The sequence below is a fragment of the Pandoraea horticolens genome, assembly GCF_902459555.1.
Taxonomy (GTDB): domain Bacteria; phylum Pseudomonadota; class Gammaproteobacteria; order Burkholderiales; family Burkholderiaceae; genus Pandoraea; species Pandoraea horticolens.
Window position 1 is genome coordinate 315,966 of record NZ_CABPSM010000005.1, and the last position, 25,612, is coordinate 341,577.

The window sequence follows — 25,612 nt, forward strand, 5'->3', positions numbered from 1 at the left end:
CCCCGGCGTTATCGCGTTTGGGAGGCGCGCGCTTCGCTGCCGTCCTGTGCCAAAAACGCGAGCACAACTGCATTGAATTCATTGGCTCGCTCCCACTGCACCCAGTGACCGGTTTTGCTGAAAAGGTATACGTCGCAGTTCGGCAGGCGACGCTGCAGCGACCGCGCGCCACTAGGACGATTGACCTTGTCCTCTGTACCCCACAGCACCAGCGTGGGGTTGCGCAGCGACGTCAGACGCGGATCGCGCGTGAAGTCGATCTTGCGGAACTGCGGAATGCCTTTGGGTCCGAGCAGAGGCGGACTGGCAACGACCTCTGGATCGATACTGGACAGAAAGCGCTCTTGGATCACCTCTTCAGGTACCAGACTGCCGTCATAGGTCAGGTCGCCACGGATGAACGTGGCGAGTTTCTGCAGAGTTGGGCCCTCGCCCTTGTAGTAGTTCAGCAGCCGCTTGAGGCCAGGGGTAGGCAATTGGCGCGTCGTGTTCACACCACCGGGCCCCATCAATACCAAACGGCCAACCGCCTTGGGGCGATCCAGCGCCATCCTCAGCGCGCACGCACCTCCAAGGGAGTTGCCGATCACGTGGGCGCACTCGATGTCCAATGCATTGAGCATTCCCAGCATGCCGCTGGCCAAGTCACCGAACGGATCGCCACGATCCACCCCCTTGGTGGAGTTCCCATAGCCCGGCATGTCCGGCACGAGAACTCGAAAGTGACGCGCCAACGCTTCGATGTTTCTCGAGTAGTTGGAAACGCCCGATGCGCCTGGACCACCACCGTGGAGCATCAGCACCACAGGGCCATCACCGGCTTCCTTCAGAAAAATCTGCCGCGCACCGACTTGGACGGTGCGTTGACTCATCAAGTGAGTGATAGATGGGACATCCATGGCGTCGGTTGCTCCGAGTTGTGCGAGGTATGGACTCATTGTAATGAGATATGTGTCATTATGACAATACTCTCGTTTTTACCTATGAAGCCGGCCGCGAGGAGCACCTCACGCCATATAATTGCGACATGAGTGAAACCATGACCATTGATCATCGGACCCGCGTCGCGGCAGAACGCCGCGAGCGGATGCGCGCGAGATTGATTGAGAGCGCGATGCTGGTTTTTGCAGAGAAAGGCGCTGGGGCCAGCGTGATTCAAGAAGTCATCGCGGCTGCCGGCGTCTCCCAAGGTACCTTCTACAACTACTTTCGTACGAACGAAGAATTACTCTCTGCGGTGACGCAGGAGTTGAACGATGAGTTGCTTCGCCTCATCGAGCTGGAAGTGGGTTCGTATAGCGATCCGGCACGGCGAATCGCTTGTGGCGTTCGAATGTTCTTGCATGCAGCGCACACTTATCCGCTGCTTGCACGCTTCATTTCCGCTGCTGGCTTGCATGCTGCGGGACCAAGCAGCCTGATCTACGTGTACCTGCCTGTTCACATCGAAGAGGGATTGGCGAGCGGGCGTTTTCGCGACGTCACGGTGGAATTGGCGCTCGATGTCATCGCTGGAACAGCGCTGACGACGGTGCAACGTTTTGCCACCGAACGGGAAACCTGTGCGCCACCAGAACAGGTGGTTGCGGCCATTCTTCGAGGCCTGGGAGTCAGCCGGTCGGAAGCTCAGGCGCTTGTGCGTAGCGAACTGCCTTCCATTGACGCACCAGCCAATTCTCTTCTGGAGCGTGGGCATGCGAGGATGCGGGACCAGGTGCATCCCAATGCCGCCGCCGGTTAGGCCAGAGTCTCCGCCGGCCACCCAATCTTTCGTTTCTCAGCGGTGCGCTTTTCTCGGGCCGACCAACAAAAACGCGAGAGGAAACTTTCGTTTCGCTCTCGCGCATAAAACAATTACAAATCAATAAATTACAGAGATAAGCCGCCGCAAAAAAAGCGGCAGATCATCTATCGTCCCACCTTAGAACGGTTGTGTTCACTAATTGACGTAAACAACTCGTGAGAACGCCACACTAGCGGCTATCCCGCAAGATCAGCAGATACAAAGTAGCAACAAGTCAACGGAGAACGCTAGCTTGTTTACGTTTCGCCCGGGGACTGAAAAAACACTGAACTCGGTGAAATTTCGATCGAGACTGATGCAAAAATCGACTTATTGACGCGCCACATGAACGTGTGGGCTTTGAGAATGGTTGCCGCAAGGACGACAACCGCAATGTAGCACAGATTAGGTAGGCATCGGCAGACGCGATACCTCCACAATGCTCCAAAATCCTGTTGAAGGATGCCTATTTGATTCGTGCCTTCACGACTTCTGTCGCAGCGTCTAGGGAGCGTTCATAGAGGGTAACGGGGGATTTCCCCAGAGTAATCGCATTCTTGGAAAATGCGTCCATCAGGCGCACGGCGACGTCGATATCACCATTAGCGGCGTCTAACGCGCTAGCGCGATCCTCATATAGCTCCGAAAGCTGTACGTAGTAGCGAACGAACACTATGGCGATCTGAATCGCTAGCAGAAGCAACGCAACTGCACCCGCCGAGAACGCGAGCGTGGCAGCAATGTCCGAGTAGTCTACCCGGTTCGTTTCAGCCTTCGAGGTTCCGCCCGATTTCTGCGCACGTTCGTAAAGGGTTAGCAACTTGCTTGCAGCATCCATGCGTTGCGTCGTTTCAGCGGTGTCGACCTTGGGAAACTCGATCTTCTTTCCAGCGTCCAGTTGCATAGCTATCAATTGCATCGGATCGGGATACGCAGGAGAGAGTACGTAATCGACACGTCTAAGTAATACTGTCTCCGGTGTGTACGCTACACCTTGCACCATTGCGTTCGCTAGCTTCCCGAATGAGAATGAGCTGCGCCTTTCACTTGTATATCGAAAGAATACTGTCGTGGCCGCCGCTACGATCAAAGCTACGACGACAGACGCAATAAGCGTTCGCACACGTCTGGCCGATTTAGCCCTTCGCCTGAGATCGAGGACGGTTTGGCGAAAATCGACCACACGACCAACCGTAGGACTTGATTGAACTGATTCCACCGAAATCGCCGACTGATTGCCTGCTTCGTTCATAAAGAGATGGGATAAATGGTAAGACGCATCAGAGCTTACGAGGTTAAGCTCCGATGGAAGGCCGATGTCCGCAGAGACGTCGCATTTCAATTGCCGCAAAGGTGCAACCACCTCCCTAGCCCCCCTCCAGCGACTGATCATTCAGGAGCTACGCGGTACTCATCATTAAGCCTGGCGCCAAACTCCCTAGCCTCCGCAGTATCGCTTGGCAATTCGAATATTCGAATGACCTCAACAGAGCTTTCTGGCAACGTGAGCAGCACTTCATGATATCCATTTTCATGAGGGTGATCGAGCAGTGCAACTGTCGAGTCGGTTTTCAGAATGTGTTGTGCATAGCGCGCGAACTCGTTCGGTAACTTCCATGGAAATTCATGTAGCTGCCAAGGAGCCGACTCTATCAAGCCATACTGGCTTCCTGCGAGCGCAGGAACCGACTCGCGTAGACGACAGATCCAAATGAAACCTTTTCCCGAGTCTCCGCCATACGCGCGACCGTAGTCGCACGCGTAGGAGGCATCCGCAGATAGCCATTTTCTTGTGCCGAGTAGACGCATTGACTGAAGGTCTATGTGGGGAGCGCTGTCTCGGCATCCATGGAACAAGATTTCTCCTCGCTCCAATGACGTACGCTCGAACTTCGATAATGCAGCAAGCAACGGGGCATGAAGTGGCGGAAGAGCATCAGCAGATGCGGGTGCCGTACCGGAAGGATCCCTCGTATTACTGACTTGTGGGCGTTCCTGACGTTCGTCGATACCTGTCGACACGCGATGCGTGCCCGTTAGCGCTCGTACCATTGAGGAAATTAGCTTTCGCATTGGTCGTTATAACGTGAAATTTTTCGGAAGTGTCGAGAACTCATCGCTCTGAGAAGTACGCCGTCGAAAATGTGATTTTCTATCTGGGTCTGCGCTCCTAAAATCAGTAAATTTCGATTAATGTCAGTTGTGCTGGGAACGGACACGTGATCATGAGAGTCTCTATGGATCTAACATGTCTGCCCCCATTGCTCAACTCGATCTCGAACAGCTACGTTACAGCTACGTAACAGCTGCGAAAGTCATCCAATAGCGTCACTCGCAGTCATCCAAAATTACGCTTGCGACGTTCAATAAGTGTCCACTTGAGACGTGCCGTCAATTGAAACCCGTCGTAAAGCAAGAAAATTTATAGCGCCTGCGATGGACGTTTGATTTGAACACCAGCCTTCATCCAGAAAACTTCGCATAGGAAACGAGACCGGTCATGATCGATAGCATTATTCCGTTCTTTAAGTCGCCCCTGATGACGATGGCGATAACCCCCGCTTTGTTCGTGGTTGCCCTACTCTACGTAAGTTGGCGAATTCGGTCGTTGAACGTCGTTCGCGCGAAGGTATGGCGCACAGTCATTGGTGAACAAGATGTTAAAGACCCAACGATCGGGAGCTATCTTCAGGATATGCACGATCTTGATGCATTTCGCTTTCGTTCTGGGGTAAAGCTCGAGCGACTTGCCGACGCGCAGCGGCTCCTATCGTTCGCCAAGGACAAGGGGGTACCCATTTCAGCATTCGCTCGAGTGTCACCGTACATCGACGTGACGCAGCCAACATTTCTGAAGATTCCAACCAAACGCAACATAGTCGGCTACTTCGTTTTCTTCGTCGTCTCCTTTGCATTGCTTGGATTCTCGCTTCAGGCAACCGTCTCGCGCGAGACACTACTGGTGACAAAGGCGACAAAAATCAATTTTATTGCCACCCCGGAGCAGGCCCGATCGGTATTTCTCAGCTACTTCCAGTCAAACGTCAGAGACCACTCCGCTAACTGGACCATCACTCCCGCCAACTGCCTGCAGTCCCAAGAGAAGATCAAAGCTCAGACAGGCCTTAACCCCGTGGAGGTTGACGCTATCTGCAGTGCGCTTCTCGACGGCTCCATGAAGAGCAAGCTGGAGGGACCACTAAAATTCCAACGATGGGCCGCAGGAATTCTGACGGGAATTCTGCTGATTGCCACGCTCGCCATGACTCGGCTCGCAAACATCGGCGCACAAACCCGTCGGCTCGGCAAAAGGTTGATCGACTGAGCATCGCGCCCGAATTCAATACAGCATGAAATGCAACGTTTTACGTTGAGCGGATTCGTGAGCGACGACACGGCATGCAGCGAAGCCTTACTCGAAACAAACAAGAGACAGAGTTTGGAAAGCGCGAAGCGGCCAATCTCGTTAGGCAGATTGGCCGCGGTGGTCCGCCTCAAGCGGTAGCGATCTGATCCCGGCGGCGCATCCGTCTAGACGAGAATGCCTGCTATTAAGAGGGGTGGAGATGACGAGCGGCTATACGGCTCCCGACGAACAGTTGGTGCATACGACTGCGCTGCGACATTCGCATCGCACCGGATCGTTTTCATGCTTTGATAATGCGGCTGTACGCAGCCCAATCAATTGCCGGCACCGTTCCCAGCTTTTTAGCCCCGCGATTAGGCGAAACAGGAAGAACATCATCGCTCCCTGTTCAGACACACGGAGGGGATCACCGTCATACCTGTCGTAGCACACATGGTCGAGCGCGCATACACAGCCAAGGGCTAGGGTATCGTCGCTGCTAAGGTTACCAAGAAACGCGTCGTCGAGACCATTGCCCCAACTCGAGCGCGGTGCGAGCAACCCCGCAAGGATGCGGAAGTGTGGCTTAGGTTGGAACGTACCCCCGACATGGGAAATTGCCACTGAGGTTCGAGTCATGCCACGAACCGACGCGACCTTTTTTTCGGCATACGCGATGTAGCCTTTATTTACCTCGGACTTGCACTCGAACATTGCGTACTCCGCCTCAACCTCTCGCCAGGGTGGTCAGCACGGTACTCTCGGCGTATCGTCAGTTGGTCGATACAGAGCAGCATGACTTCGCAATTGGTTGCCGACGCATTGATGATGGCAGTCTGGCGACGGGGACGATCGAAAGAACTACTGCATCACTCGGACCAAGGCAGTCACTCTGCCAAGGCATGGCGCTCGAAATCGAACGGGGCGCTGTTTTCGGCGTCAGTGAGCAATTTGCCGGGAAATTGCCGTCATTAAATGGCGTAGCTCGCGCCCATTTTCGGTCAACTGTGCCAGCACCTCTTCTTCGGTCAGATTCCAGAGGCTGGCCAAAGACCCCACCACTCCCATAGCTTCCCACGGCATGATGGGTTGGCCGGCCAGCTTGGCGAAGGGTCCATCGCTCTCTGGTACGACGCGCTCCGAAGGCAGCAACGCTGCCAGACGAAGCCCATTGGCACTGCGCAACATAGCAGGGCCGATGCTAAACCAGCAGCCAAGCTCAATGGCACGTTTCAGTTGTATCGACGAGTCGCTAAACCAGTGCAAGACGGCCGTGCCATGTGCACTGTGTCGCTCGAGCGTGTCGAGAACCTCTTTGGCGGCAGAACGAGAATGAATACTTAGGACTCTGCCGCCTAACTCGCTGCATCGCGCTACAGTTGCCTCGAAAATTGCTTTCTGAACCGGAAAGTGCTCGCGATAGCGAGCTGAGCCGTCTAAGCCAATTTCGCCAACCGCCGACGCGCGCCCAATCTCCTCAAGCAGTAGAGGTAATTCATTGTGCCGCTGGTGTGCAATCTCGGGATGTAGGCCAGGCGAGATAACAATGGTCGGCACAGGTTGGAGTACGCGCGATGTGGCAATGAAGGCTTTCGGGCTGGTGGTGACTAACCACACGAATTCACAGCGACGGGCGGACTCGGTGTAGACGGTGCGAGCTGATGGATACAGGTCGAGGTGGCAGTGAAAATCCATCATAGAACGCCGTCCTGCTTTAGCAACGTCGAAAGTTCAAACAGTGCGCGCTCTGCGACGTCTCGATAGTCAGCCCTGTCATTTTGCCTCGCAAACGAAAGGGTCGCGCCAAGGAATGCATCAATACCGTTGGCTTCCGTCGCGAGAACTGCGCACGCTACCGCCATCGGGTCATCGGCCGCTGATTTTTCAGAAAACTGAAGGTTGGGGAACTTGTACCGCGTTCCGTCGGCCTGCCCCCAGCGTAGGAATGCGGCTCGCCGGACCATGCAGGGCACACACCGACCACAGTGAGTCCGATTATAGGTCCGGTATCGACCACAGCTTGTGGAGTCCGATGCGAAGCGCGCTAGCAGCTTCTGGTCAAGACACTCCATCATCATCTCGCCCTTCGTCTTGAACCGATAGGGCATAGTTAGTACAGCTGGAATCCCCACTGCATTGAAAAGGCCTTGCAGCTGGTCCATGAAGAGCGGATGCGTCGTCCGTGTACTGAGGCTTGCCATTCGCCCAGGAAGTAGCGGTGGATTCACACTAATGAATCCATTTTCGGGAACCAGAATCTCCACGGGACCAATGGTCGGCAAAAAAGAAGTTGCCAACACAGCCAACGCATAGAATCCCATGGACCGCGCTCTCGTCGAAGGCTCCCTCGGCGCGGACGGGTCAATTCGGTGGCTCCATTGCTGGTGCCATTCGCCGCCACCGAGCGCCATCGCATACTGCCGTTGACGCTCGGAGTCCTCGTAAGCAAGCTGCGATACGAAGATGGGTCGTCGTTTTTTCGCAATCGCATCTATGCCGCCAATCAGACTGTCCAGGCCGCCGGAGAGCAAGGCGACGCAATCGCGGTCGCAAATTCTCCGTTGTCCTTTCGGCGGCGGCGGCCCGTCGGGCAAAAAGGTCACCGACCAGAAATCACCTGTCAGTATGCGAAGCATCCTCTCGACCATTGGCCGCTGGGCGTTCCACGGAGCCGGGTCGACGACGGTGACCGATAGCTCGAGCTTCCGGGTCCATCCATCGGCACTCTTGCTGCGCGGAACCGCAAGGTCTGCAGCGCATACGGCGAATCCAAATAACACGAAATCCCAAATCGGAATCGAAGGCGCATAGCCGGCACGCTCCAGCTCTTGCGGCCAGCCGTTCGCGATTCGCTCGCTGCCTGCAACGTCTGAACTCTGGAAGAATGTGAAAGCGCGAGCCCCAGCTGGGATGGCTCGAGGTCTTGCGTCGAAGCTTGTGCAAATGACCTTCATTCTGCGGTCCCAAATACGAACATTGCGTCCTCCATTGCCTTGGCCGATACCTCGCGCATCGACCGTGGCTTCTTACCCTCCCGGGAACCCTTCATCGCAGCTGCGACCACACCGGTAACATAGTCGAGAACTTGTCCCAGACGTTCATGGACCACCTTTGCGGAGTACTTGAGCTTTTCAAATACCCGCCCCAGTTCAAGCTGAACCCGGTTGTACACGTCATAGGCAATTGTGTAGGTCATCACATCAGCAATCTGGTCGTCTGTCAGATTGAATATGTCCGCGTTTGGGTCCGTGTCGTAAAGCTTGATGATGGCTTGGTCCATAGCGTGCTTTGCCGATTCCTCGTCTATGCTGCCGCCATGTGGCAGAAGGCGCTCTGCGACCTCAAGGGCGATGTCTGCCGCGGCAAGACTACGTTGTTTGACCGAAAGCACCCAGGCGTCAATGTCAGGGTCTCCACCCGCTCGCGCAGCCGAAAGTAGCCCCCCCAGTGCAGACGCTGCTGTCACCGTTGACTGCATGCGCGAGGCCGCCCGCCTCGAACCACCCATACCCTTGTTCACCAAGCGGCTGATGCCCTTTCGCAAATCAGCGCTACCCCCACTTTTTACAAACGATGACAGCGCTCGCCGTGCCTCACCGTATCGCCCAGGAGGTGCGATATTGAGCCCAACGGTTTGCACTGCATCCGCACCTGCGTCATCAGTTTCGGTATCGTCGGTCCCACCGTCGGGCTGTGGGGCAGGCCGAACGGGCGCCAGCGGTGCATCTGTTTGCGAAGTGTCGATGCCTTGTTCGACATCTGTCAGCCAAGGCGGGTCAAACGGGCTACCACCTGGTGCCCCAGCACTTGAAGTTGAAGTCCCCATTACGTCTTCCTTGCAGCGCGTATCGCGCGTTTGACCACTTCGCTAGTCTGGCTATCGGATTCCCAACCATTGACCACCTCGAGGGCCCAGGGCGCCGACACAATCCGCTGGACCAGGCCAGGGCTAATCTGAGCGGCGGGTGCCTCTACCAGTAGCGCTGCGGCGCGCGGACCTGCCGCAGGGAAGACTTCGCAGATTTCCGTCAGCATCAACACTTCCTCGGACTTGCTCCAGTCACGCGAGGCACGGCGGGCTTCCCATGAGCGGGTCATGGCGAGAATGGCCTGTATTTCCCCGGCCGCACGGATGTCGTCGGAGAGTTGCTTGCTCTTGACGCGAGCGGCAACCAGGGCCTCCTGCAGTATTTTCCCTTCACTGGTGAGCGCGTCGTGGCCAAAGTCACGTACGGTGCTGTCTCGACTCAGATGCAACACCGGTCGCAGGTCCATATGCGCAAACGATGGCGGCAGGAGCAGCCATTCGCGAGCGAAGGGTTTATCGCCGAACACGTCGGGAAGCCCCCCCTCGGCATCCTTTGCCGCTTCTTCCCCCTGACCAATTACTGCGACCTTCCCATCGCTATCGGCGGAGACGAGTTCAGCTAGCGCATTTGCGAGTCCCTCATCACAACGCTCGAGCAGGTGCCACTTTGCCAGCACTGGGAGATTGACTTCGATGCCCTGAGGTTTGGCCATCGCTTGACGGAGAAAGACGGTGTTCAAAAATCGCTTGACCAGGCGGGGATTCGACTGAACCGCCCTTGAGGCAAATAGCAGGGGCGAAAGACGTTCGGCTAGCCCCATGAGCGACTGCAGTTCAGCATCCCCTTGAGGTGCGAGGCTTTCCAGGAAGCTGAGGTCTACCCGCTTTCCCTTCCAGGTTTCGCGAAGGCGCTCCTCTACGCGTTCCTTGGCCAGCGCGAACTGATTGTCGTCAATATTCTTCCCCCGATGGGCACGCTCGAGGAATAGTAGTGCGGTGTATGCTTTAGTTTCGTTTGGACCCAAGCGCGGCACCCGCAACGGGACCTGGATAAGCTTATCGAAATAGTTGGTGACCACTTCGTCCGCAAGGCCTGTACCGGTGAAATGTACTCGCACCGCACCTCGAATAAAGACGTCGTCTGCGGCCACCACGAACGCACTACCCTTAAGAAACAGAAGCAAACGGATTGCTTCCAAGGTCGCGATTGCAGTTTGCGGCAAACATCGGTCCAAATCATCTACGAACACGACAAGGGTCACTCCCAACCCACGCAGCAGTTCTTCAAGGTCGTCCCGGAACCCTTGAATTTCCTTGGGAAGCGACCGTGGCTTTGCGTCATCAATCAGGCCCTTCGTCGCCTCAGGCACGCCTTTTACTGCGTCGATAACGTCCGACGCAGAACCCTTTTGAAATGCACCGAGGCCGAGGTCAAAGGTTTTGCTTAGCAAGCCAACGGGCACACCCGTGACCACCGTCGCAGCCACCTCGCCACCAAGCTGAGCTAACCGCAGTAGGTTGATTCGCTTCACGAATGCCTTTGCCTTATCGGTCAGCGTCTGCGAGCCCTCTGCCTGTTTGAGAACTGCGTCACCGACTGTCTGCAATAATGCAGTGCGGGCGTCTTCAAATCCCTGGTACAACCAAGGATTGAAGGTCACTACCACATAAGGCTCTCGGTTGTTTTTGCATGACGTGGCTGAGAAACCTCCAGAAACCAGTTCAGTTTCAATCATTCGTACGAGTGAGGACTTTCCGGTTCCCCACCCCCCGGAGACACCAATCGAGATTGGCTCCCCGCCGGAATCCCTGACCAGATCCGCACAGACTTTCGCTACTAGCTTGAAGTTGACGTAATCGACCGTGGTCTCATTGTCATGCCACATCAATACCCCCGGATTTACGGTTTTCTACTTAGAACTCCATAATACTCGATCTGTATAAGTGTTATGGCGAAGGCGGTAGTACTGACTGTTTGAGTCCGGCTTAGGTACGGCAAACTTGAATGCGGGCGCACTACGTAGTAGCGCGCCCGCCGGTCCTCGATCACGAGCTTTGCCTCGATGCAGTTGCGAAACTATTCCATCGCCAAGCATTCGACGTCTCCCCGCCGCATACCGACCTCATAGAAGAGGGTCATTCTGCGCACGACCAGGACGGGTCAGACACGCAAACAGCCAATCAAGTACATCATCTTGCATGAGACCGTGGATAAAGACTGAGTCCCAGTTGTTTCGTCCCTTGTGATGCCTATCCAGCATTTCGAGCTCTCGACGCAACGTTTCCCGAAGCGCTATTATCGAAAACGGTATCTCGCCAAGAGCCCGAACAACCTGTTCGGGCATTTCAAAAAAGCTTGACCAGCGGACTAACAAGTAGTCCAAGATACCGCTCTTACCAACAATCTCCTTGACGTGAAATTCGACGGCGCGAAATAGTGGATGGGTAGTATCAATAAGAATCGTGAGTCCAATTCTTGGGACAACACCTAAGTCTTCAAAGGACGCGGAGATAAGGCGCTCGCTCAGGCAGTCATCGAAATACGGATGAAGAATACGCGCGCCTGGGGTAGCCCCGGTAGTGCTCCGGCCGCGCTTGTTATTACAATCGCATGCGGGGACCAAGTTCAGCGAAAAAATCGAAAACTCACTGAAATCCGCTTTGGGCAGAATATGGTCTAACGTACCGCAGCGCATGGAGCCACACATCGGACAGAGCCGATGACGGGATTGCTCTCGAATCAGGGGAATGTGCGCTAGGTCTTGTGGTGGGCTGCCGTAGTGTCCCTTCAGAAAATCGCCAACCTCCTGGGAGATTGGCACCTTGACGACATGGAGTGCGTCGCCACCGGATGCACGGTATTGCTCATATCCCTCGGCTATGGCATCGACCCACATCAGCAAGTGCGGGTAGCTTCCAAGAGCATCGTTATTCGCAAGGCTCTCCAGCGCCCATGCGTCGTCAACTGCAGGATGAGGCAGCCTGTTCATCGCTGTCCCGACTCCAAAGCCAGTCTCAACGAACCTAGCAGTTTCGGTGAGAGTTCATCGCCGTACACCTCATACAGTTCCGACCACGAGTTGAAGCGCTTAAGCAATCGCTGTTCGACCTCGGTCACTAGCTTCGACGGTTCGTCTTCTTCAAACACGAAATACGAAATTGCCCCAACATCCGCCCCAAACGTTTGCAGACGTAGCGGTGCGGTCGAGACAATACCGCCATTGGTCCGCAACACCGTCACTTGCTCACTAAACACCTCACGAACGAAGTATGCCGAGTGTGTAGCTATCACGGCAGCAGAACCTGTCAGGGCGAGCAAGCCATCAAGTATTGCCACAAAACTACTAATGAAATTCGGGTGCAAATGGGTCTCGGGCTCGTCTAACAGCAGGAGTGACCCGTTTTCTATATGAAGGCTGGCATGTGCAGCAAACTTCAAGAATGAAATTTCGCCGCTGCTCAACGGATACGCACGCCCCTCAGTAAATCGCACCGGGTCTGCACGCAGGTCAATTGACCAAAATGCATCTAGAAGCGCATCCTGATTCAAACCGCTGCGAAGCAAATGAATATAAACAGGGGCTTCCTGCGCGTCTCGTCTCAATAGAGCAATCTCCCGCCAATTCGAGATGACCTCAATCGCGTTGAGAAAAAGCCTCCACCGAGGGCTATCTCCGATGTACTCGGGAGACCGAGCTATCTGTATCACTGTATCGGCAACACCGTCTCGTCTACGCGGCCGGCCACCGCGATTGAGAGAAAATCGCTTGTACCAGACCTTCGCATTCTTACGTCTTTCTCCAGGGAACACCGATGCAGACTCATTCGTTGGCGCGAATGCAAGCAATCGGTTCATCAAGACGCGTCTATTCTTACCACCGTCGTTCAAAGCGCTCACGCTACCATTTAGTGCTGCGCGAACTATCGTACTTAGCGCCTGACTCTTCCCGACACCATTTTTTCCGATGACGACCGCAATGCGCTTCGGAAGATTCGCTGCATGGTCAAATTCAAATTTTAGTTCGTGCCGATTCCTGCACCCTGCCAGTTGAAAATTTACGCAAATATCCTTCGACATCCGATGAAACTTCTCGCGGTCCAGTCCATGCAAGATGCTCCCCGCATTCTTGTACGCGAAGAAAGCTTCAGCAGTTCGAACAAACGACTTCTGGAATACCGCAGTATCAGCTGCAGCATCGGGGATATTCGACGTCGGTTGCAACTCGGATAACGCCACAACATCCCTGAGAGCGACGAGCAATCTCCCCGCTTGCTCGACGCCGATTAAGATGACGATTTTTCTGTATGAGTCAAGACTCGGTAGCATCGTGAAGAAATGCTGCGAGTCACTCGCAGCGAGTGTTAGGGAGCTTGAGTCATCTAAAATATTTTCGAGCCTACGAACATCGCTCAGCTGCCCCCTTGACGACTCGACAAATCCGAGGTGCCCGCTAAACTCAAACCGCTCGTCGGTCAGACGAACAAGAATTCGTACTCTCGTGCGGAAACCGGAATCAATCCAACCGTCATGATTTGGGACTACCAGCGCAGAAAATTCGGGAATCGGAAATTCTGCAGACCCAGACAGTCCAAACATGACCTTAAAACTCGGGCCAGAGTCACCAGATTTTTTCCTTTTCGTCATACCAAGTTACCTTTTGTTGTCCAGCAATCACCCATGGGCCTCACGCCTCAGCAAGACAGTTCATGCAATCGGGGAATCTCCGGAGCCGCTTCAAATAACTTGCGGACACCATTACATGGCCAACCCGACTAGCCTTCTCTTTGAGAGATTTCGTATAGACCATTCTCTAACGTCTCGGAATTTTCGAGATGCCATTAGAAATTTTGTTCAGTCAGCTCATTCCATGAGTTTTAGACTTCGTGCGCAAGAATATTGCAACGGCGCTCCCTCTGCGACAAAACATCAACAATTTCCTTGAGAAAACGCCAAGTCGTTAGACGAAAAATTAAGGAGAACCCAGCTTAGACTAACGCCGCAGACTTCCTTCCTACTTAATATTCGCCTAAAATCAGGAAAATTTTCTGCAATTTACAATAAGAACTCCGATCCAGTCTGCTTATTTTGGGCCTGGAGCTAGCGCAGACAATCCGGGGACATCGTGGCGCGAAAATCACAAGATGGCGCAAATGGCGCCTTAGGCCAATTCTACGGATATGGCATACAGGAAGCTCGATTCCTTCACCACCTGCTCCGCTCACGACCAGGCGACACCGTCGCCCTTGAGTGTCTTGATGACGTTTCCGGGGGGCAGAACGGTAGCAAATTTGCAGAGCAGGTCAAAAGCGGACTCGCACATAACCCAATTAGTGACCGCTCGGTCGACTTGTGGAAGACCCTCGCAAATTGGCTCAACGGACGCCGATCCGGAAAGATCCCGGCCGGGACTCAATTCGTCCTCTACGTAGCGCAGCCGTATCAGGGGAAAATTGCTCAACAGCTTAGTGACTCCGTCACAAGACAGGACGCACATGCGGCAATCGCGGCAATTCGAAAGGAATTCTGGGGGGATGCTCCTAATTTTGATAAACGCGCTTCAGTTCCCGAAACGCTTGCCAAACACGTAGACATTGTCCTCTCTGCTCGTGAAAACGCCCTTGTAGACATCATCCAAGCGTTCACTCTTGAGCAAGGTATCGGTGCCCCATACGATGAGATTAGGCAAGAAATCGCCTGTGCTCCCGTTGGGGCAGAGAACGTCGAACAGATTCTGCATCAACTAACTGGGTGGATTCGAACCACTGTTTTTGACCGAATTGAGAAGCGTAATCCGGCAGTAGTCAGTCGCGACGAGTTTCATGAGGAATATCTCGCGGTGGTTAGAAAAGTTGACCGCAGCGACACAACACTCCCCTCCCGCGCAACACCTCCGACACCGGAAGCGGTCCAAGCCGAGTTTCTCCTTGAGCAGATGTATCTTCGACAATTGCACATAATCGGCGCCGAGCAGGACGTGCTTTACGATGCAATCAACACGTTTCTGATGGCGGCCACAGACCGGACAGAATGGGCTAAGCGTGGATACATCCATCGAGACAGCCTAGTGGAGTATGAAGCTGCGCTAAAACGCGCATGGACCGCAAAGAAGATGGCGGTGAAGGTCCAGATGCGAGGGAAGCCCCCAGAGGACTTTGGAGCGGTCCTTCTAGCGTCCTGCTTGGAAGCGTCCGTCCCGCTCCAAGGAAAGACCGTCTCGACACACTTCACTCCCGGTAGTTTCCATAAGCTGGCAAATGCGTTGACTATAGGGTGGCACCCGGACTTTGCGACCCTTCTTGAGCGGCCGGGAGGTATTGCGGATGCTGCTTGACGAAATCGATGCCATCCAGAACTCCGGATTGGGCGCAACTCTCATCTGGCGGTCTGTTTGCGGGTACTACAGATCAAGTGGCAATGCCGACGGATGCCCCACGATTCTTTCGTTCGTTGTACTCCCTGTCATTCTCAATGAGGACCTGCGCGAGGTCGTTACGAGCACGTACAAGTCGTCTGGAATTCGAAAATTTGAAAGCAAATTTGATAAACAGATTGACCTTCTCTTCTCCATTCAAGAGCGTGCGCAGGCGATGCTTGACCTTTCGCGACGCTCACTCGCATTAAGTCTGTCCACTGGCCTTCTGACTTTGTCGACGGAGTCAGCGCTTCTATGGCCGCGCAGCATGACTTTCACACGTGCATTGCCATCTGAAGTACTCACGCTCGCTTCTGCAGCGGAGAAACTCGGAGTTTGGGCTCAGCAGACATCTATCCGTGAACTTTGCTATTCGCTTCGACTGGAGCTGTAACCGTGCAACTGCAGATACTTGAAGTCATTCTCTGGCCGAAGAATTCTGGGCTCACCCCGCGACGTGTCCCATTTGCACCAGGTGTAGTCAATGTCATTAGCGGTGCGTCGAAGCGCGGCAAGTCCTCCGTTATTCCCATTGTCGACTACTGCCTCGGGTCACGTCTCTGCAGCATTCCCGCAGGCACAATCCGTGAGTCGTGTTCCTGGTTTGGCATTCTCGTTCGGACTACTGAAGGTGAGAAACTTCTGGCGCGCAGGGAGCCAGGCAATCAGCAGAGTACCGATGAAATGATGCTGCTTGAGGACACAACGGTAGAAATACCTTTTGAACAGCCGAAGAAGAACACAACCCGTCAGGCCGTCAAACGAATGCTCGACAGGGTGGCCGGACTGTCCAATCTCGGCTTCGACTCAGAAGATACCGCGAACGGCTTCCAAGGACGTCCGAGCTTCCGGGACACACTGGCCTTTTGTTTTCAGCCCCAGAACATCGTTGCCAACCCCGATGTCCTGTTCTTCAGAGCAGACACGGTAGAGCATCGCGAAAAGGTCAGAACCATTTTCCCCTATGTGTTGGGTGCCGCAACCGGCGAACGCCTGGCGCTCAAGTGGGAGTTGGAAAACCTATTGCGAGAATTGCGCCGAAAGCAGCGCGAACAGGCAGCGTACGTCCAAGTTTCCCAAACGTGGCTCGCCAACTTGCAAGTGTGGGTCACCGAAGCTCGCGAGCTCGGCTTGTTTACCGGTGAACTTCCTGATGCTACGGAGCAAACGCTAATTGGCACGCTTGAATCCATCGTATCGCTGAGTGAAGGCGGTTATGGTTTCTCGCTTGCCGGTGCCCACGCGTCCGCATCAGAGTACGCCGCATTACAGTATGAGGAGTCCACTGTCACGCGCGAACTCAGCGTTGCGCGCCATCGACTTACTCAGATAACTGCAGTTCGAAATACTGTCACCGACTACAAGGGTAGTCTTTCGGACCAGTCAACCCGACTCGGTATTTCACGGTGGCTCAGGTCTCTTCCGAACGACGGAACACGTTGTCCGATTTGTGATGGATCTATGGATTCATCGCACAATGAACTCGACCAGTTATGCGACGCGCTGTCGGTTATCGAAGACGAAACTTACTCGGTCTCCAAAGCCCCTCCTGTACTAGACCGAGACCTCGTGGAAGTTACGAAAAAACTTCAATTACTGGATGACCAGTTGAAAGCCGTTCGCGTCCGGAAACGCGCCATTGAAGAACGCTCAAAAAACATCCGAGACCGCGAACTGGCTACGGCACGTGTAGCGCGATTTTTGGGCCGAGTCGAGGAGGCGCTCAAGCTTTTCTCTGCACGCTCGGAGCCGAATGGATTAGACGACGAAATCGATAAACTGAATACACGTATCAGCGAAATATACGATGCGCTCTCCGAGGCGGAATATGCGCGACAACTACAAACTTCGGTAGGTCGGGTATCGAATAACCTCACAAAAATAGCAGCTCAATTGGACGTCGAGCGCAAAGATGCGCCTGCGCGCCTTGATATCAAGGAGCTCACCGTCGGCGTATCAAATTATGCCGGGCGCGAGGACTTCCTATGGCAGCTCGGAAGTGGGGCCAACTGGCTCTCGTATCACGTAGCTGCAATATTGGCCCTTCAGGCATTTTTCCTGAGGCAGGCCAACTCTCCCGTACCGGCATTGGTCATTTTCGACCAGCCCAGCCAAGTGTATTTTCCTCGTCGACTCGCTCGACAGGAATTCGACGAAAACGAACTGCTGGATGAGGACGTTCAGTCAATCCGGGGCTTTTTCGCGGCCATGGGAAAACTTGCAACCCACTGTAATGGGAAACTTCAAATCATTGTACTGGACCACGCCGGCCCAGACGTCTGGGACAAGCTTGAGGGCGTCAAGCTTGCAGAAGAGTGGCGCGGCGACGACTATTTAGTACCGCCGGATTGGTTTGATTTACCCGTGTAAAGCATCGCAATAGGGTGTCTTGATCTCTGATTAGTCGTTGGCGGCGAGCTTCCCAGCGAAGTGCTTTTTTCTTGCATTCATGAGGCATTGTTGCCGCCTAACCTTGGGTGCGTCGAGCGAGCGGCGCACATCAAACCTACGTCGACGCGAACCGGAGTTCGTGATGCGCTCGGCCCATGCTTTAGAAAGCGATTGATACTCATATACAAGGCAACGGATGACTAAGTTCAATGAATGGTGCATCGAGAAGGAGACTCCGGCGACGGACCACAGGCTGCGATTGCTAACGGTTGACCCGGCCAAAGAGGCACATGCGGTCAAGGTGGTAGCAAAGTCCGTCCCCGACCACTATACCTCCCCAGATCGGGTAGCCAGTCTACTCGCGCGACTCGGGCGCATCGAGGTTGCACGCCATATCGAGCAAAAGCTGCCCACCAAGATTGCAATCAAATCTGGTGACCTAGGGGAGATCTTGTGCACGGCCTACCTCCGTGAAGCCACGCCCTTTAAGCTTGGTATCAAGCGACTGCGCTGGAAGGACCACCGTAACATGGCAATGCGCGGGGACGACGTGCTCGCATTCAGCCTTGGGACAAATGGAAAGGGCCTCAAGGTGCTAAAGGCTGAAGTCAAAAGCCGCGCCGCTCTCCCCACCGCAGTCATTCAGGAAGCCCGGAAGGCTCTATCTGGTGATGGAGAGTTACCGTCAGCTCACGCGGTCGCGTTCGTCGCTGACCGACTTGGAGAAGCTGGAGACATGGAACTGATGAACGCTCTGGACGACGTCCTATTAAAGGATGGATTTAAGTTGCGTCAAGTAACTCACATGCTATTCACCTTTTCCGGAAATGACCCAACCAATTTGCTTCGCGCGAACCTGGAAACGTACGCTGGCGTCGTGCCGCAGCACTACGTCGCGCTGCGGGTCAAGTCCCACCAAGCATTCATCAAGGCAGTCTTTCAAGCCGCTGCGGGGGTCTAAATGGCGTCCACGCTAGAGGCACTGCAGGCAAACATTGAAGCGGCGATTGCGCCAGGATATAGGCAGCGATTGCTGGCAAGGGGGCAGTCCCGCGGGATGATTTGGCGAAAGGGCGTCCTGCCTGAGAACGCCCCCAAATTCAGCCCAGACCTGTCCGATAATTTGCTTTCGTTCGGATACTCACTGCTTTTGCATGGACTGCGATTCATAGACCTCGACGGCGAACGTGGTATAGCCGGGAAGGCCTTCGAGGTCGCTGCGGAATCGCTCGAAGCTGTTGTTGCAAGGGGCATCAGCAGCCCAGAACGCGACTTTCACCGCTTAATAGCCGCTGCCTCCTATCACCTCGGGCGGTTCTCGGCCCGCGCCTACTCATTGCTGCACGAGGGGCTCGCGGAGTCAAATCTCTCCGTTGTGGAGCGCGCCTTGGCCAAATTGATGCTCCGCGACCTTGATGGCCTTGCGACTGATGTCTCTGCTTGGTTTGCGTCGGGCGTTGGCACCGATGAGGCGATCATTCAGTTCATTACCTTGCCCGACAAGCAGCATGATGCGGGCGACGGCGACGAGCAGAGAGAAGACCAGGTCTTGGAGGCAATGACGCTTGCGCTCGAGGGCAACTTTATGGCGGCCATGTCGCAGGCTTTGCTGGCATTAGAAAGGGGAGAGCAAGCCTTGGCCCAAAGCGCACTCGAAAGGTTTCGAGAGGGGCTTGAGGTTGCGGGGCAGCTCAACTTAGTTGCGCAATGGTGGGTCCACCGCTTAGCCATCCATCTCGTGGCCGGACTTTGGAGTACCAGCTTTCATGCAGTTCTGCCCCTTATCGGCCCGGCCGGAGCAGAGGTGAATGACTGGCAGACGTTGAGAAAACTCTTCATTGCTTCGTTGCATCGACGGCGACGCGCTGAGATAGAACTATGGCCGTCCCAATTGCCAGCGGCAAATCGCGTGCTGGATTTCGACGCCAACTTGGTTCTCTCACTGCCAACGAGCGCTGGCAAAACGCGAATAGCCGAGCTATGCATCTTGGCCTGCTTAGCCCGCCGTAAGCGCGTGGTCTTTGTGACCCCACTTCGCGCCCTTTCTGCGCAGACTGAGGTAGGCCTTCGGCGAACGTTCTCTCCCCTCGGTAAAACGGTTTCAAGTCTCTACGGCAGCATCGGTGCTAGCGGTACCGACGTAGATGCTTTACGCGCAAGGGACGTCGTTGTCGCAACGCCGGAGAAGCTCGATTTCGCCTTGAGAAGTGATCCAGATTTACTCGACGACGTCGGCCTCGTGGTTCTTGATGAGGGTCACATGATTGGCCTTGGTGAACGGGAGGTTCGCTACGAAGCGCAGATACAGCGATTGCTTCGCCGGGCAGACGCGGCCTCACGGCGAATCATTTGCTTGTCGGCCATCTTGCCAGATGGCGAGCAACTTGATGACTTCGCAGCTTGGTTGACCGGAGACAAGGTGGACGGGCTCATCAAAGACAGTTGGAGGCCGACACGACTGCGGTTCGGGGAGGTTGATTGGAAGCCTCAGGGCCAGTACGCGCAACTCAGCATCACTGTGGGTGACGAGACCCCATTTGTACCCAAATTCATCGTTGGAAAAAAGCCGACAAAAGGCAAGGGTACAAAGGTGTTCCCGTCAGACCAGACCGAATTGTGTATCGCTACTGCTTGGCGTCTCATGGACGATGGTCAGACAGTCCTTGTGTTCTGCCCTCTTCGCGTGTCCGTTATCCCATTCGCCAAACGGATCATCGAGATGCACAAGCGTGGGCATATCGATTCCGTCTTGGAGCACCCCGTTACCGCACTGTCAGCAGCACTCTCGGTCGGCGCGGAGTGGTTTGGCGCTGACCACGAGATTCTTCAGTGCCTGCGTCTTGGCGTCGCGGTACATCATGGCGAGCTACCTACCCCGTACCGGAAGGAGATTGAGCGACTCCTGCGCGACGGCACACTTAGGCTAACTGTTTCGTCACCCACTCTTGCCCAAGGACTTAATCTCGCTGCGACAAGCCTAGTCTTTCATGGAACTACCCGGGACCGAAAAATCTTGGACATTTCAGAGTTTCGTAACGTTGTTGGACGAGCTGGGCGTGCGTATGTCGACATCGAGGGGCTAGTACTCTATCCAATGTTCGACGACCACCTCAAGCGGCGAGCAGCATGGCGTAGCCTTATCGACAGCGACAAAGGTCGCGAGATGGAGAGTGGACTGGTCCGACTTATAGTTTCACTGCTCCTGCGGATGATTAAGAAGCTTGGCTCCAAGGACATCACTCTGCTGTTGAATTATGTGGCGGGCCAAGGGGCGTGGGAATTCCCCGAAGTTAGCGACGAGTCCCCAGAGGCAAATGCCCAAGCTGTCGCCCAGTGGGAAAGTCACCTTGCCAGTCTCGATACCGCCATCTTTAGCCTGCTAGGCGACGCTCAAGTTAGCGACGAACAAGTCGAGGCGAAGCTTGACGAGGTTCTAGCGTCGTCTCTATTTAATCGTAGATTGGCTCGCCTGCAGGAGGGATCGCGAAAAATTCTGTCTGCAAGCTTGACTGCAAGAGCAAAGTTCGTCTGGGCAAATTCTACCGCGCAGCAGCGTCGCGGCTACTTTTTGTCTGGAGTGGGTCTTGCTGCTGGCAAGGAACTGGATAAGCGATCTCAGGAACTGGAAGCATTGCTTCTTTCAGCTAACTTTGCAATTGGTACTGGCGATGGTGAGACTGCAATCGAGGCAATCGTTGCCTTTGCAAGGGTGGCATTTACGATTGCCCCATTCGGACCAAATAAGCTTCTCGTCAACTGGGAGCAGGTCCTCCGCCTGTGGCTACTTGGTCGCCCCGTTACAGAAATTGGTGGCGATTGCGAAGCAGCTGTCTCACTAATTGAGCACGCTTTCGTCTATAACTTACCTTGGGCTATGGAGGCAGTTCGCGTACGTGCGACGGCGCACGAAAACATTTTCTCGGACGAACCCAAGCTGTCCGACTATCCGCGCGCGCATGCCGTGGCCGCAGTAGAGACAGGCACTCTGTTGGTCGCAGCCACTACACTCATACAAGCCGGATTTGCGTCGCGGCTCGCTGCGATTCGTGCGGTTGAGGTAACCGGCGCATTATTCGACTCCTTTTCCGGAATGATGTCTTGGCTGAATTCCAGCGAAGTCCAAGCTCAATCGGCGAATCCAGCCTGGCCCACGACGGACTCCCATGAGCTCTGGCTTACGTTCATCGAGCCAAACGCCATTCAGGCATCCAAGCCTTGGTCAGCGATAACATATGAAGGGCCTGTTGCTTGGCATAGCGTGCCATTGCCCCCGGGCACCCCACTCCGGCTTGGCGGGGGACCAGGAAAGGAGCGGGCGGTGTATAAGGCAGATTTCAGCGAGGTCGGCACGCTAGGATGGACCCCGAATCCTGAAGCCGTCGGCATAAGTCGCGCGATTGCAACTGGAGAAAACGACAAGCTACAGTTTGAGTACCTCGGTCCGGATTATCCAGCAGTTTGAAAAAGGAGCGCGTGCGAAAACGTGTCTACAAGACCCGCGATCTGGCGCGCGCCGACATCTTCGATTACATCGAAGTCTTTTACAATCGAACCCGTCGTCATACCCATCCCGAGGCCCTCGAACGCGCCTTGGCGAGAGGCTGGAAAGTGTCTTGATTCCAGCAGTAGTCCAGCAGCGATTGCAATGGGTTCGAAACAGAACTCCAGACAGGTTTGTCCGAAATTTGACGTAGTTTTTCGGACAGATCATGTCAGGATGGCATTGAAGACGTTCAGCACGTCAGCCTCAAATACTCACAACGGGATTCCAACTGCCGGACGCAATCCTAGCCCGTCACGGTATCGTTACCAGGCAATCATCCGCTTACTTTGATCCTAGCGAGCTTGGTGCGGCATATCTCGAACTGCTTCGACAGCGCGTCGATCTCTGTTTGCATGGTCACTGCTCGCTCAAGTAACCGAGCCACTTGATGCCAGTGCGCGTAGCCCAAGTCACCTTCTGCGAGCCCAAGCTCATGAAACTTGTTAAGTGCCATGGATAGGTCAATTTCGTGTTCTTGTGGCATACCTCACCTCCTCGAATGCTCTACGACCTGAGTATCATTGGAAGATGTGTCCCTCCCAATCGGGTCTGGTGCGGTGACATATCGTACATCTGGGCATCAGGGCCGATGGAACCGCTTAGCTGCTCCTGAACCTCCTACGCTGCGTTATCCACCGGGCGTTCTCGACACAACCAGACACCGGCCCAGTGGCTCCGGCAGCCGACATGGCGTATGAGCGACATGCTCGTCTGCAAGGACGGCAATTCCTTCGGAGGAAAGCGATCAGCACGATCGTCGTAAGCTCCGCCGGTGACTGTGGCGGTAAGCTCTCCGGATGAAGACCGGGCGGCGTCAAATCACCGAAAATGAGGCATCGCGTAGATTCGGTCGATGCCGCGATAACTTTACTGCCTATACCCCATAGACCTTTAGCCAGTCAGCATCTTGACAGCATGGCTGAGTCTCACTCGGCACCACATAGACGTCACCACGCTCGTAGTTTGGTGCCCAATCACCTTCGGCAACATCCAGATCACTGCGACTCGGGACAACATATCCCTTCCCTGCACACGTGACGTATTTGATGTGGTCTGACGTACCACTTACAAAAACCTGACTCACCGATGCGGCTTGCCAAGCCTCTGACGCCTCGCCATGTCCGGGCGTTAGTAGTGTCAAGCTCACGATGTTGCGCATGGATCCCCAAACGGGGTCAGTCGCTTGGGAGAGCGTGCAGCGCTGCACCTTTTCCCCGCAGATTTCTGCTAGGAAATTTACGAGCAACATCGGCTCAATCTTCGCAAGCGTCACAGACGCCCACCCTCGGCTAGTGAATGGAGGAACCAGCCGTTGCAGCGATTTTTCCGCTACGTCATAAGTAATGAACAACTGTCTTACCTCGGAACATCAACCCCAAATCGTTTGAACGAATGCTTCCCCAGCGACAGATTGGGTCGTAAATGCCGTGGTCAATTATCGATGATACCTTGACCATCTGCGGATGCAAAGAGTGTCCGCGAAAATCGATGTCGAAGGCCATCTATCGGCCTTGGGGAGTGCAATACGCGCTCTCAGGACTTCGCGCGGTTACTCTCAAGAGGCCCTAGCCCTCGCGACCGGAATTGATCGAAGCCACATGGGTAGAATTGAGCGCGGCGAACGAAACCTCACGCTCTTGAATTTGATTCGGATAGCGCAAGCGATCGATTGCAAGCCATCCGATATATTGATTGCCAGCGGGCTTTAAGCTGCCCACATCGCAGGATTCCCGCTCATGAGTGAAGCGCTGAAACACCTCGACGCGCTTACTTCGATTTCGGCTTCCGAGTTTGCCCTCTACTGATCAAAGGTAAGGGGCGATCCAGCACCTCCCGGCTGAGTCCTGACGCATAGCTGTTGTAAGCCCAACGGGCAAACTGCTCGAGCAGTGCGTCGTTCTCGCGAACAAGGCGCCGGTTTTCCTCCTCTATTCGCTCGAGCTTCTGAGAAAGTGCAACAATTGCAGGTGAAGCGGTTTTCGCTGACGAGGCTTTCGGACGCTCAGCCCTGGCCTTTCCCGCCGAGAACGCGGCACGGATCCGTGCATGCCGATGCAACGCTTGACGGGTATATCGACTAAATAGCCGCTTCTTCACCTCGCTTATCAAGCTGTCCCAGCTCAGGGGGCCATGCCACCCGTCGAGAATCCCCACGATAGTCGCAATATCAGCGTCATCGAGATTTTTTCCACGTCGCGCAGCACGTTCGCTCATTTGCCACCAACTCGACGACTGCTGGCCAACTTCATCTTCTGCGCGGATATCTGGCGCGATTCATCTTCGTTCACCGGCTCCTTTGGAGGAGACAGTTGCACCAACGCCCCATTCGGCGTGTTCGGGTCCGAGAGAATTGCGCATAGTTGCTCCATGCGCTCAACCGTCGACATGTGATGCACGAGCCATCTGTCGGCGCCGAGACTACCGCCCGAGCTATCAACAAGCGCCTTGTCGCGAAGTGTTCTCGCTTCATGCAGACGCTGCCGCAGGAGTTCGGTCCGAACAGCGTCTCCTTTTACACAAACCAACTCAGAGCAATGGAAGCAGTCACGATGCAATGTACATGGCGACATGGTGTAATCGTGAATGCAATATCCGACGTCCGTTGTATGTGCTGTCGGCACTGACAAGATCGCAAATTCGTCCCGCGCAATCAGTGCCCGCATTGGCGCTGTGGCGAGTGGGCCAAACATTTTCTGAGGATCGCCCACCGTAGCTCGGAATCTCTGCAGCATGTCTTCTGCTGAGGTGTGATCATAAGCGGCGTTCTGCGACACGTCCCTCCTGCCTGACCACTTGGCGATCTCCAATTGACTTAGCCCTCCCGCTTGCGCAAGGGTATTGAGATAGTGACGAAATTGGTGACTAGTCACGTGAATTTCCGTCCCATCCGGCTCCGCGTATCCCAAACGCCCGAACACGGAACTAAATCCCCATTGCACACGCCCTCCGAGCCAAGTGTTGAACTGGTTGGAGGTGGAGTTGCCCCTGTAATACCGGACACAGCGTCACACTAAGGTTGCTGAATCCATCGAGCGCCGGAACTCGCGAGGCGAGCGGTATTTCAGCGCGCTATGGGGATGCTTCTCGTTGTAATGCTCGAACGCGATGGCCAAGTTGCGTGCAGCAGTCGCTGCGTCCGGCTTCGGCATGAAGGCGACGTAGTCGCGTTTCATCGTCTTCACGAAGCTCTCGGCCATCCCGTTACTTTGCGGGCTGCACACCGGCGTGGTCAATGGCTTCAGGCCGATGGCCACTGCGAACCGGCGCGTGTCGTCGGCCGTGTAGCCCGAGCCGTTGTCGCTCAGCCACTCGATTTCGGACGGGGTAT

Annotated in this window: 20 protein-coding genes and 2 pseudogenes; 10 read left to right on the forward strand and 12 right to left on the reverse strand. The window is 54.9% G+C overall.

Features of this window, described 5'->3' with window-relative positions; all coding sequences use genetic code 11:
• Positions 1 to 8: 8 nt before the first annotated feature.
• A complete protein-coding gene (locus PHO31112_RS11485) occupies positions 9 to 899 on the reverse strand; it encodes an alpha/beta fold hydrolase (protein ID WP_150620618.1) in 891 nt (296 codons plus the stop codon).
• A gap of 140 nt (positions 900 to 1,039) precedes the next feature.
• On the opposite strand from PHO31112_RS11485, the gene PHO31112_RS11490 reads away from it, so the two are divergent.
• A complete protein-coding gene (locus tag PHO31112_RS11490) occupies positions 1,040 to 1,741 on the forward strand; it encodes a TetR/AcrR family transcriptional regulator (RefSeq protein WP_343042731.1) in 702 nt (233 codons plus the stop codon).
• A 508-nt stretch (positions 1,742 to 2,249) separates the two neighbouring features.
• On the opposite strand, the gene PHO31112_RS11495 is transcribed toward PHO31112_RS11490, so the two are convergent.
• Complete coding sequence (locus PHO31112_RS11495) at positions 2,250 to 2,687, reverse strand: hypothetical protein (protein WP_150620620.1); 438 nt, start codon at positions 2,685 to 2,687, stop codon at positions 2,250 to 2,252.
• A 1,596-nt stretch (positions 2,688 to 4,283) separates the two neighbouring features.
• On the opposite strand from PHO31112_RS11495, the gene PHO31112_RS11500 reads away from it, so the two are divergent.
• Complete coding sequence (locus tag PHO31112_RS11500; RefSeq protein ID WP_150620621.1) at positions 4,284 to 5,108, forward strand: DUF6216 family protein; 825 nt, start codon at positions 4,284 to 4,286, stop codon at positions 5,106 to 5,108.
• A gap of 777 nt (positions 5,109 to 5,885) precedes the next feature.
• Positions 5,886 to 6,104 (forward strand): annotated as a pseudogene (locus tag PHO31112_RS27555) (DDE-type integrase/transposase/recombinase); the annotation flags it as partial.
• On the opposite strand, the gene qatD reads toward PHO31112_RS27555, so the two are convergent.
• The 6 genes from qatD to PHO31112_RS11535 all read right to left on the reverse strand — a co-directional run bounded on the left by qatD (position 6,069) and on the right by PHO31112_RS11535 (position 13,582).
• Positions 6,069 to 6,827 carry a Qat anti-phage system TatD family nuclease QatD gene (qatD, locus tag PHO31112_RS11510; protein WP_150620623.1) on the reverse strand — a complete coding sequence of 253 codons (759 nt, stop codon included), beginning with the start codon at positions 6,825 to 6,827 and terminating at the stop codon, positions 6,069 to 6,071. The pseudogene PHO31112_RS27555 and the gene qatD overlap by 36 nt on opposite strands.
• Entirely contained in the window at positions 6,824 to 8,083 is a 1,260-nt protein-coding gene (gene qatC, locus PHO31112_RS11515; protein ID WP_150620624.1) for a Qat anti-phage system QueC-like protein QatC, read from the reverse strand. The genes qatD and qatC overlap by 4 nt, the downstream gene beginning before the upstream one ends.
• Positions 8,080 to 8,955: a Qat anti-phage system associated protein QatB gene (gene qatB / locus PHO31112_RS28020; protein WP_150620625.1), complete on the reverse strand. Its 876-nt coding sequence runs from the start codon at positions 8,953 to 8,955 to the stop codon at positions 8,080 to 8,082. The genes qatC and qatB overlap by 4 nt, the downstream gene beginning before the upstream one ends.
• Positions 8,955 to 10,823 (reverse strand): KAP family P-loop NTPase fold protein, encoded by a 1,869-nt coding sequence (locus PHO31112_RS11525; protein ID WP_150620626.1) that lies wholly within the window; start codon positions 10,821 to 10,823, stop codon positions 8,955 to 8,957. The genes qatB and PHO31112_RS11525 overlap by 1 nt, the downstream gene beginning before the upstream one ends.
• A gap of 237 nt (positions 10,824 to 11,060) precedes the next feature.
• A complete protein-coding gene (locus PHO31112_RS11530; protein ID WP_150620627.1) occupies positions 11,061 to 11,927 on the reverse strand; it encodes an HNH endonuclease signature motif containing protein in 867 nt (288 codons plus the stop codon).
• On the reverse strand, positions 11,924 to 13,582 hold the full coding sequence (locus PHO31112_RS11535) for an AAA family ATPase (protein WP_150620628.1): 1,659 nt from the start codon (positions 13,580 to 13,582) through the stop codon (positions 11,924 to 11,926). Before PHO31112_RS11535 ends, PHO31112_RS11530 begins: the two co-directional genes overlap by 4 nt.
• A gap of 478 nt (positions 13,583 to 14,060) precedes the next feature.
• Between PHO31112_RS11535 and PHO31112_RS11540 the strand changes: the two genes are divergently transcribed.
• The 6 genes and pseudogenes from PHO31112_RS11540 to PHO31112_RS11565 all read left to right on the forward strand — a co-directional run.
• A complete protein-coding gene (locus tag PHO31112_RS11540) occupies positions 14,061 to 15,269 on the forward strand; it encodes an ABC-three component system protein (RefSeq protein WP_150620629.1) in 1,209 nt (402 codons plus the stop codon).
• Positions 15,259 to 15,744 (forward strand): three component ABC system middle component, encoded by a 486-nt coding sequence (locus PHO31112_RS11545; protein ID WP_150620630.1) that lies wholly within the window; start codon positions 15,259 to 15,261, stop codon positions 15,742 to 15,744. Before PHO31112_RS11540 ends, PHO31112_RS11545 begins: the two co-directional genes overlap by 11 nt.
• 2 nt (positions 15,745 to 15,746) lie before the next feature.
• The gene (locus PHO31112_RS11550; protein ID WP_150620631.1) at positions 15,747 to 17,720 is read left to right on the forward strand and encodes a DUF3732 domain-containing protein; all 1,974 of its coding nucleotides are present in this window, start codon (positions 15,747 to 15,749) and stop codon (positions 17,718 to 17,720) included.
• Between the two features lie 217 nt (positions 17,721 to 17,937).
• Positions 17,938 to 18,702, forward strand: a complete 765-nt coding sequence (locus PHO31112_RS11555) for a Hachiman antiphage defense system protein HamA (protein WP_150620632.1) — start codon at positions 17,938 to 17,940, stop codon at positions 18,700 to 18,702.
• Positions 18,703 to 22,203, forward strand: a complete 3,501-nt coding sequence (locus tag PHO31112_RS11560; protein WP_150620633.1) for a DEAD/DEAH box helicase — start codon at positions 18,703 to 18,705, stop codon at positions 22,201 to 22,203.
• Positions 22,194 to 22,358, forward strand: a pseudogene (locus tag PHO31112_RS11565) (IS3 family transposase); the annotation flags it as partial. The gene PHO31112_RS11560 and the pseudogene PHO31112_RS11565, both read left to right, overlap by 10 nt.
• 200 nt (positions 22,359 to 22,558) lie before the next feature.
• Here PHO31112_RS11565 and PHO31112_RS11570 read toward each other — a convergent pair.
• Entirely contained in the window at positions 22,559 to 22,768 is a 210-nt protein-coding gene (locus PHO31112_RS11570; protein WP_150620634.1) for a hypothetical protein, read from the reverse strand.
• A 979-nt stretch (positions 22,769 to 23,747) separates the two neighbouring features.
• Between PHO31112_RS11570 and PHO31112_RS11575 the strand changes: the two genes are divergently transcribed.
• Entirely contained in the window at positions 23,748 to 23,993 is a 246-nt protein-coding gene (locus tag PHO31112_RS11575; RefSeq protein ID WP_150620635.1) for a helix-turn-helix domain-containing protein, read from the forward strand.
• A 58-nt stretch (positions 23,994 to 24,051) separates the two neighbouring features.
• Here PHO31112_RS11575 and PHO31112_RS11580 read toward each other — a convergent pair whose 3' ends face one another.
• From PHO31112_RS11580 to PHO31112_RS11590, 3 genes are all read right to left on the reverse strand, one after another.
• Positions 24,052 to 24,498, reverse strand: coding sequence for a hypothetical protein (locus PHO31112_RS11580; protein WP_150620636.1), 447 nt, complete (start codon positions 24,496 to 24,498; stop codon positions 24,052 to 24,054).
• The gene (locus tag PHO31112_RS11585; RefSeq protein WP_150620637.1) at positions 24,495 to 25,154 is read right to left on the reverse strand and encodes a hypothetical protein; all 660 of its coding nucleotides are present in this window, start codon (positions 25,152 to 25,154) and stop codon (positions 24,495 to 24,497) included. The genes PHO31112_RS11580 and PHO31112_RS11585 overlap by 4 nt, the downstream gene beginning before the upstream one ends.
• A gap of 135 nt (positions 25,155 to 25,289) precedes the next feature.
• A partial coding sequence (locus tag PHO31112_RS11590; protein ID WP_150620638.1) for an integrase core domain-containing protein occupies positions 25,290 to 25,612 on the reverse strand: 323 nt, incomplete at its 5' end.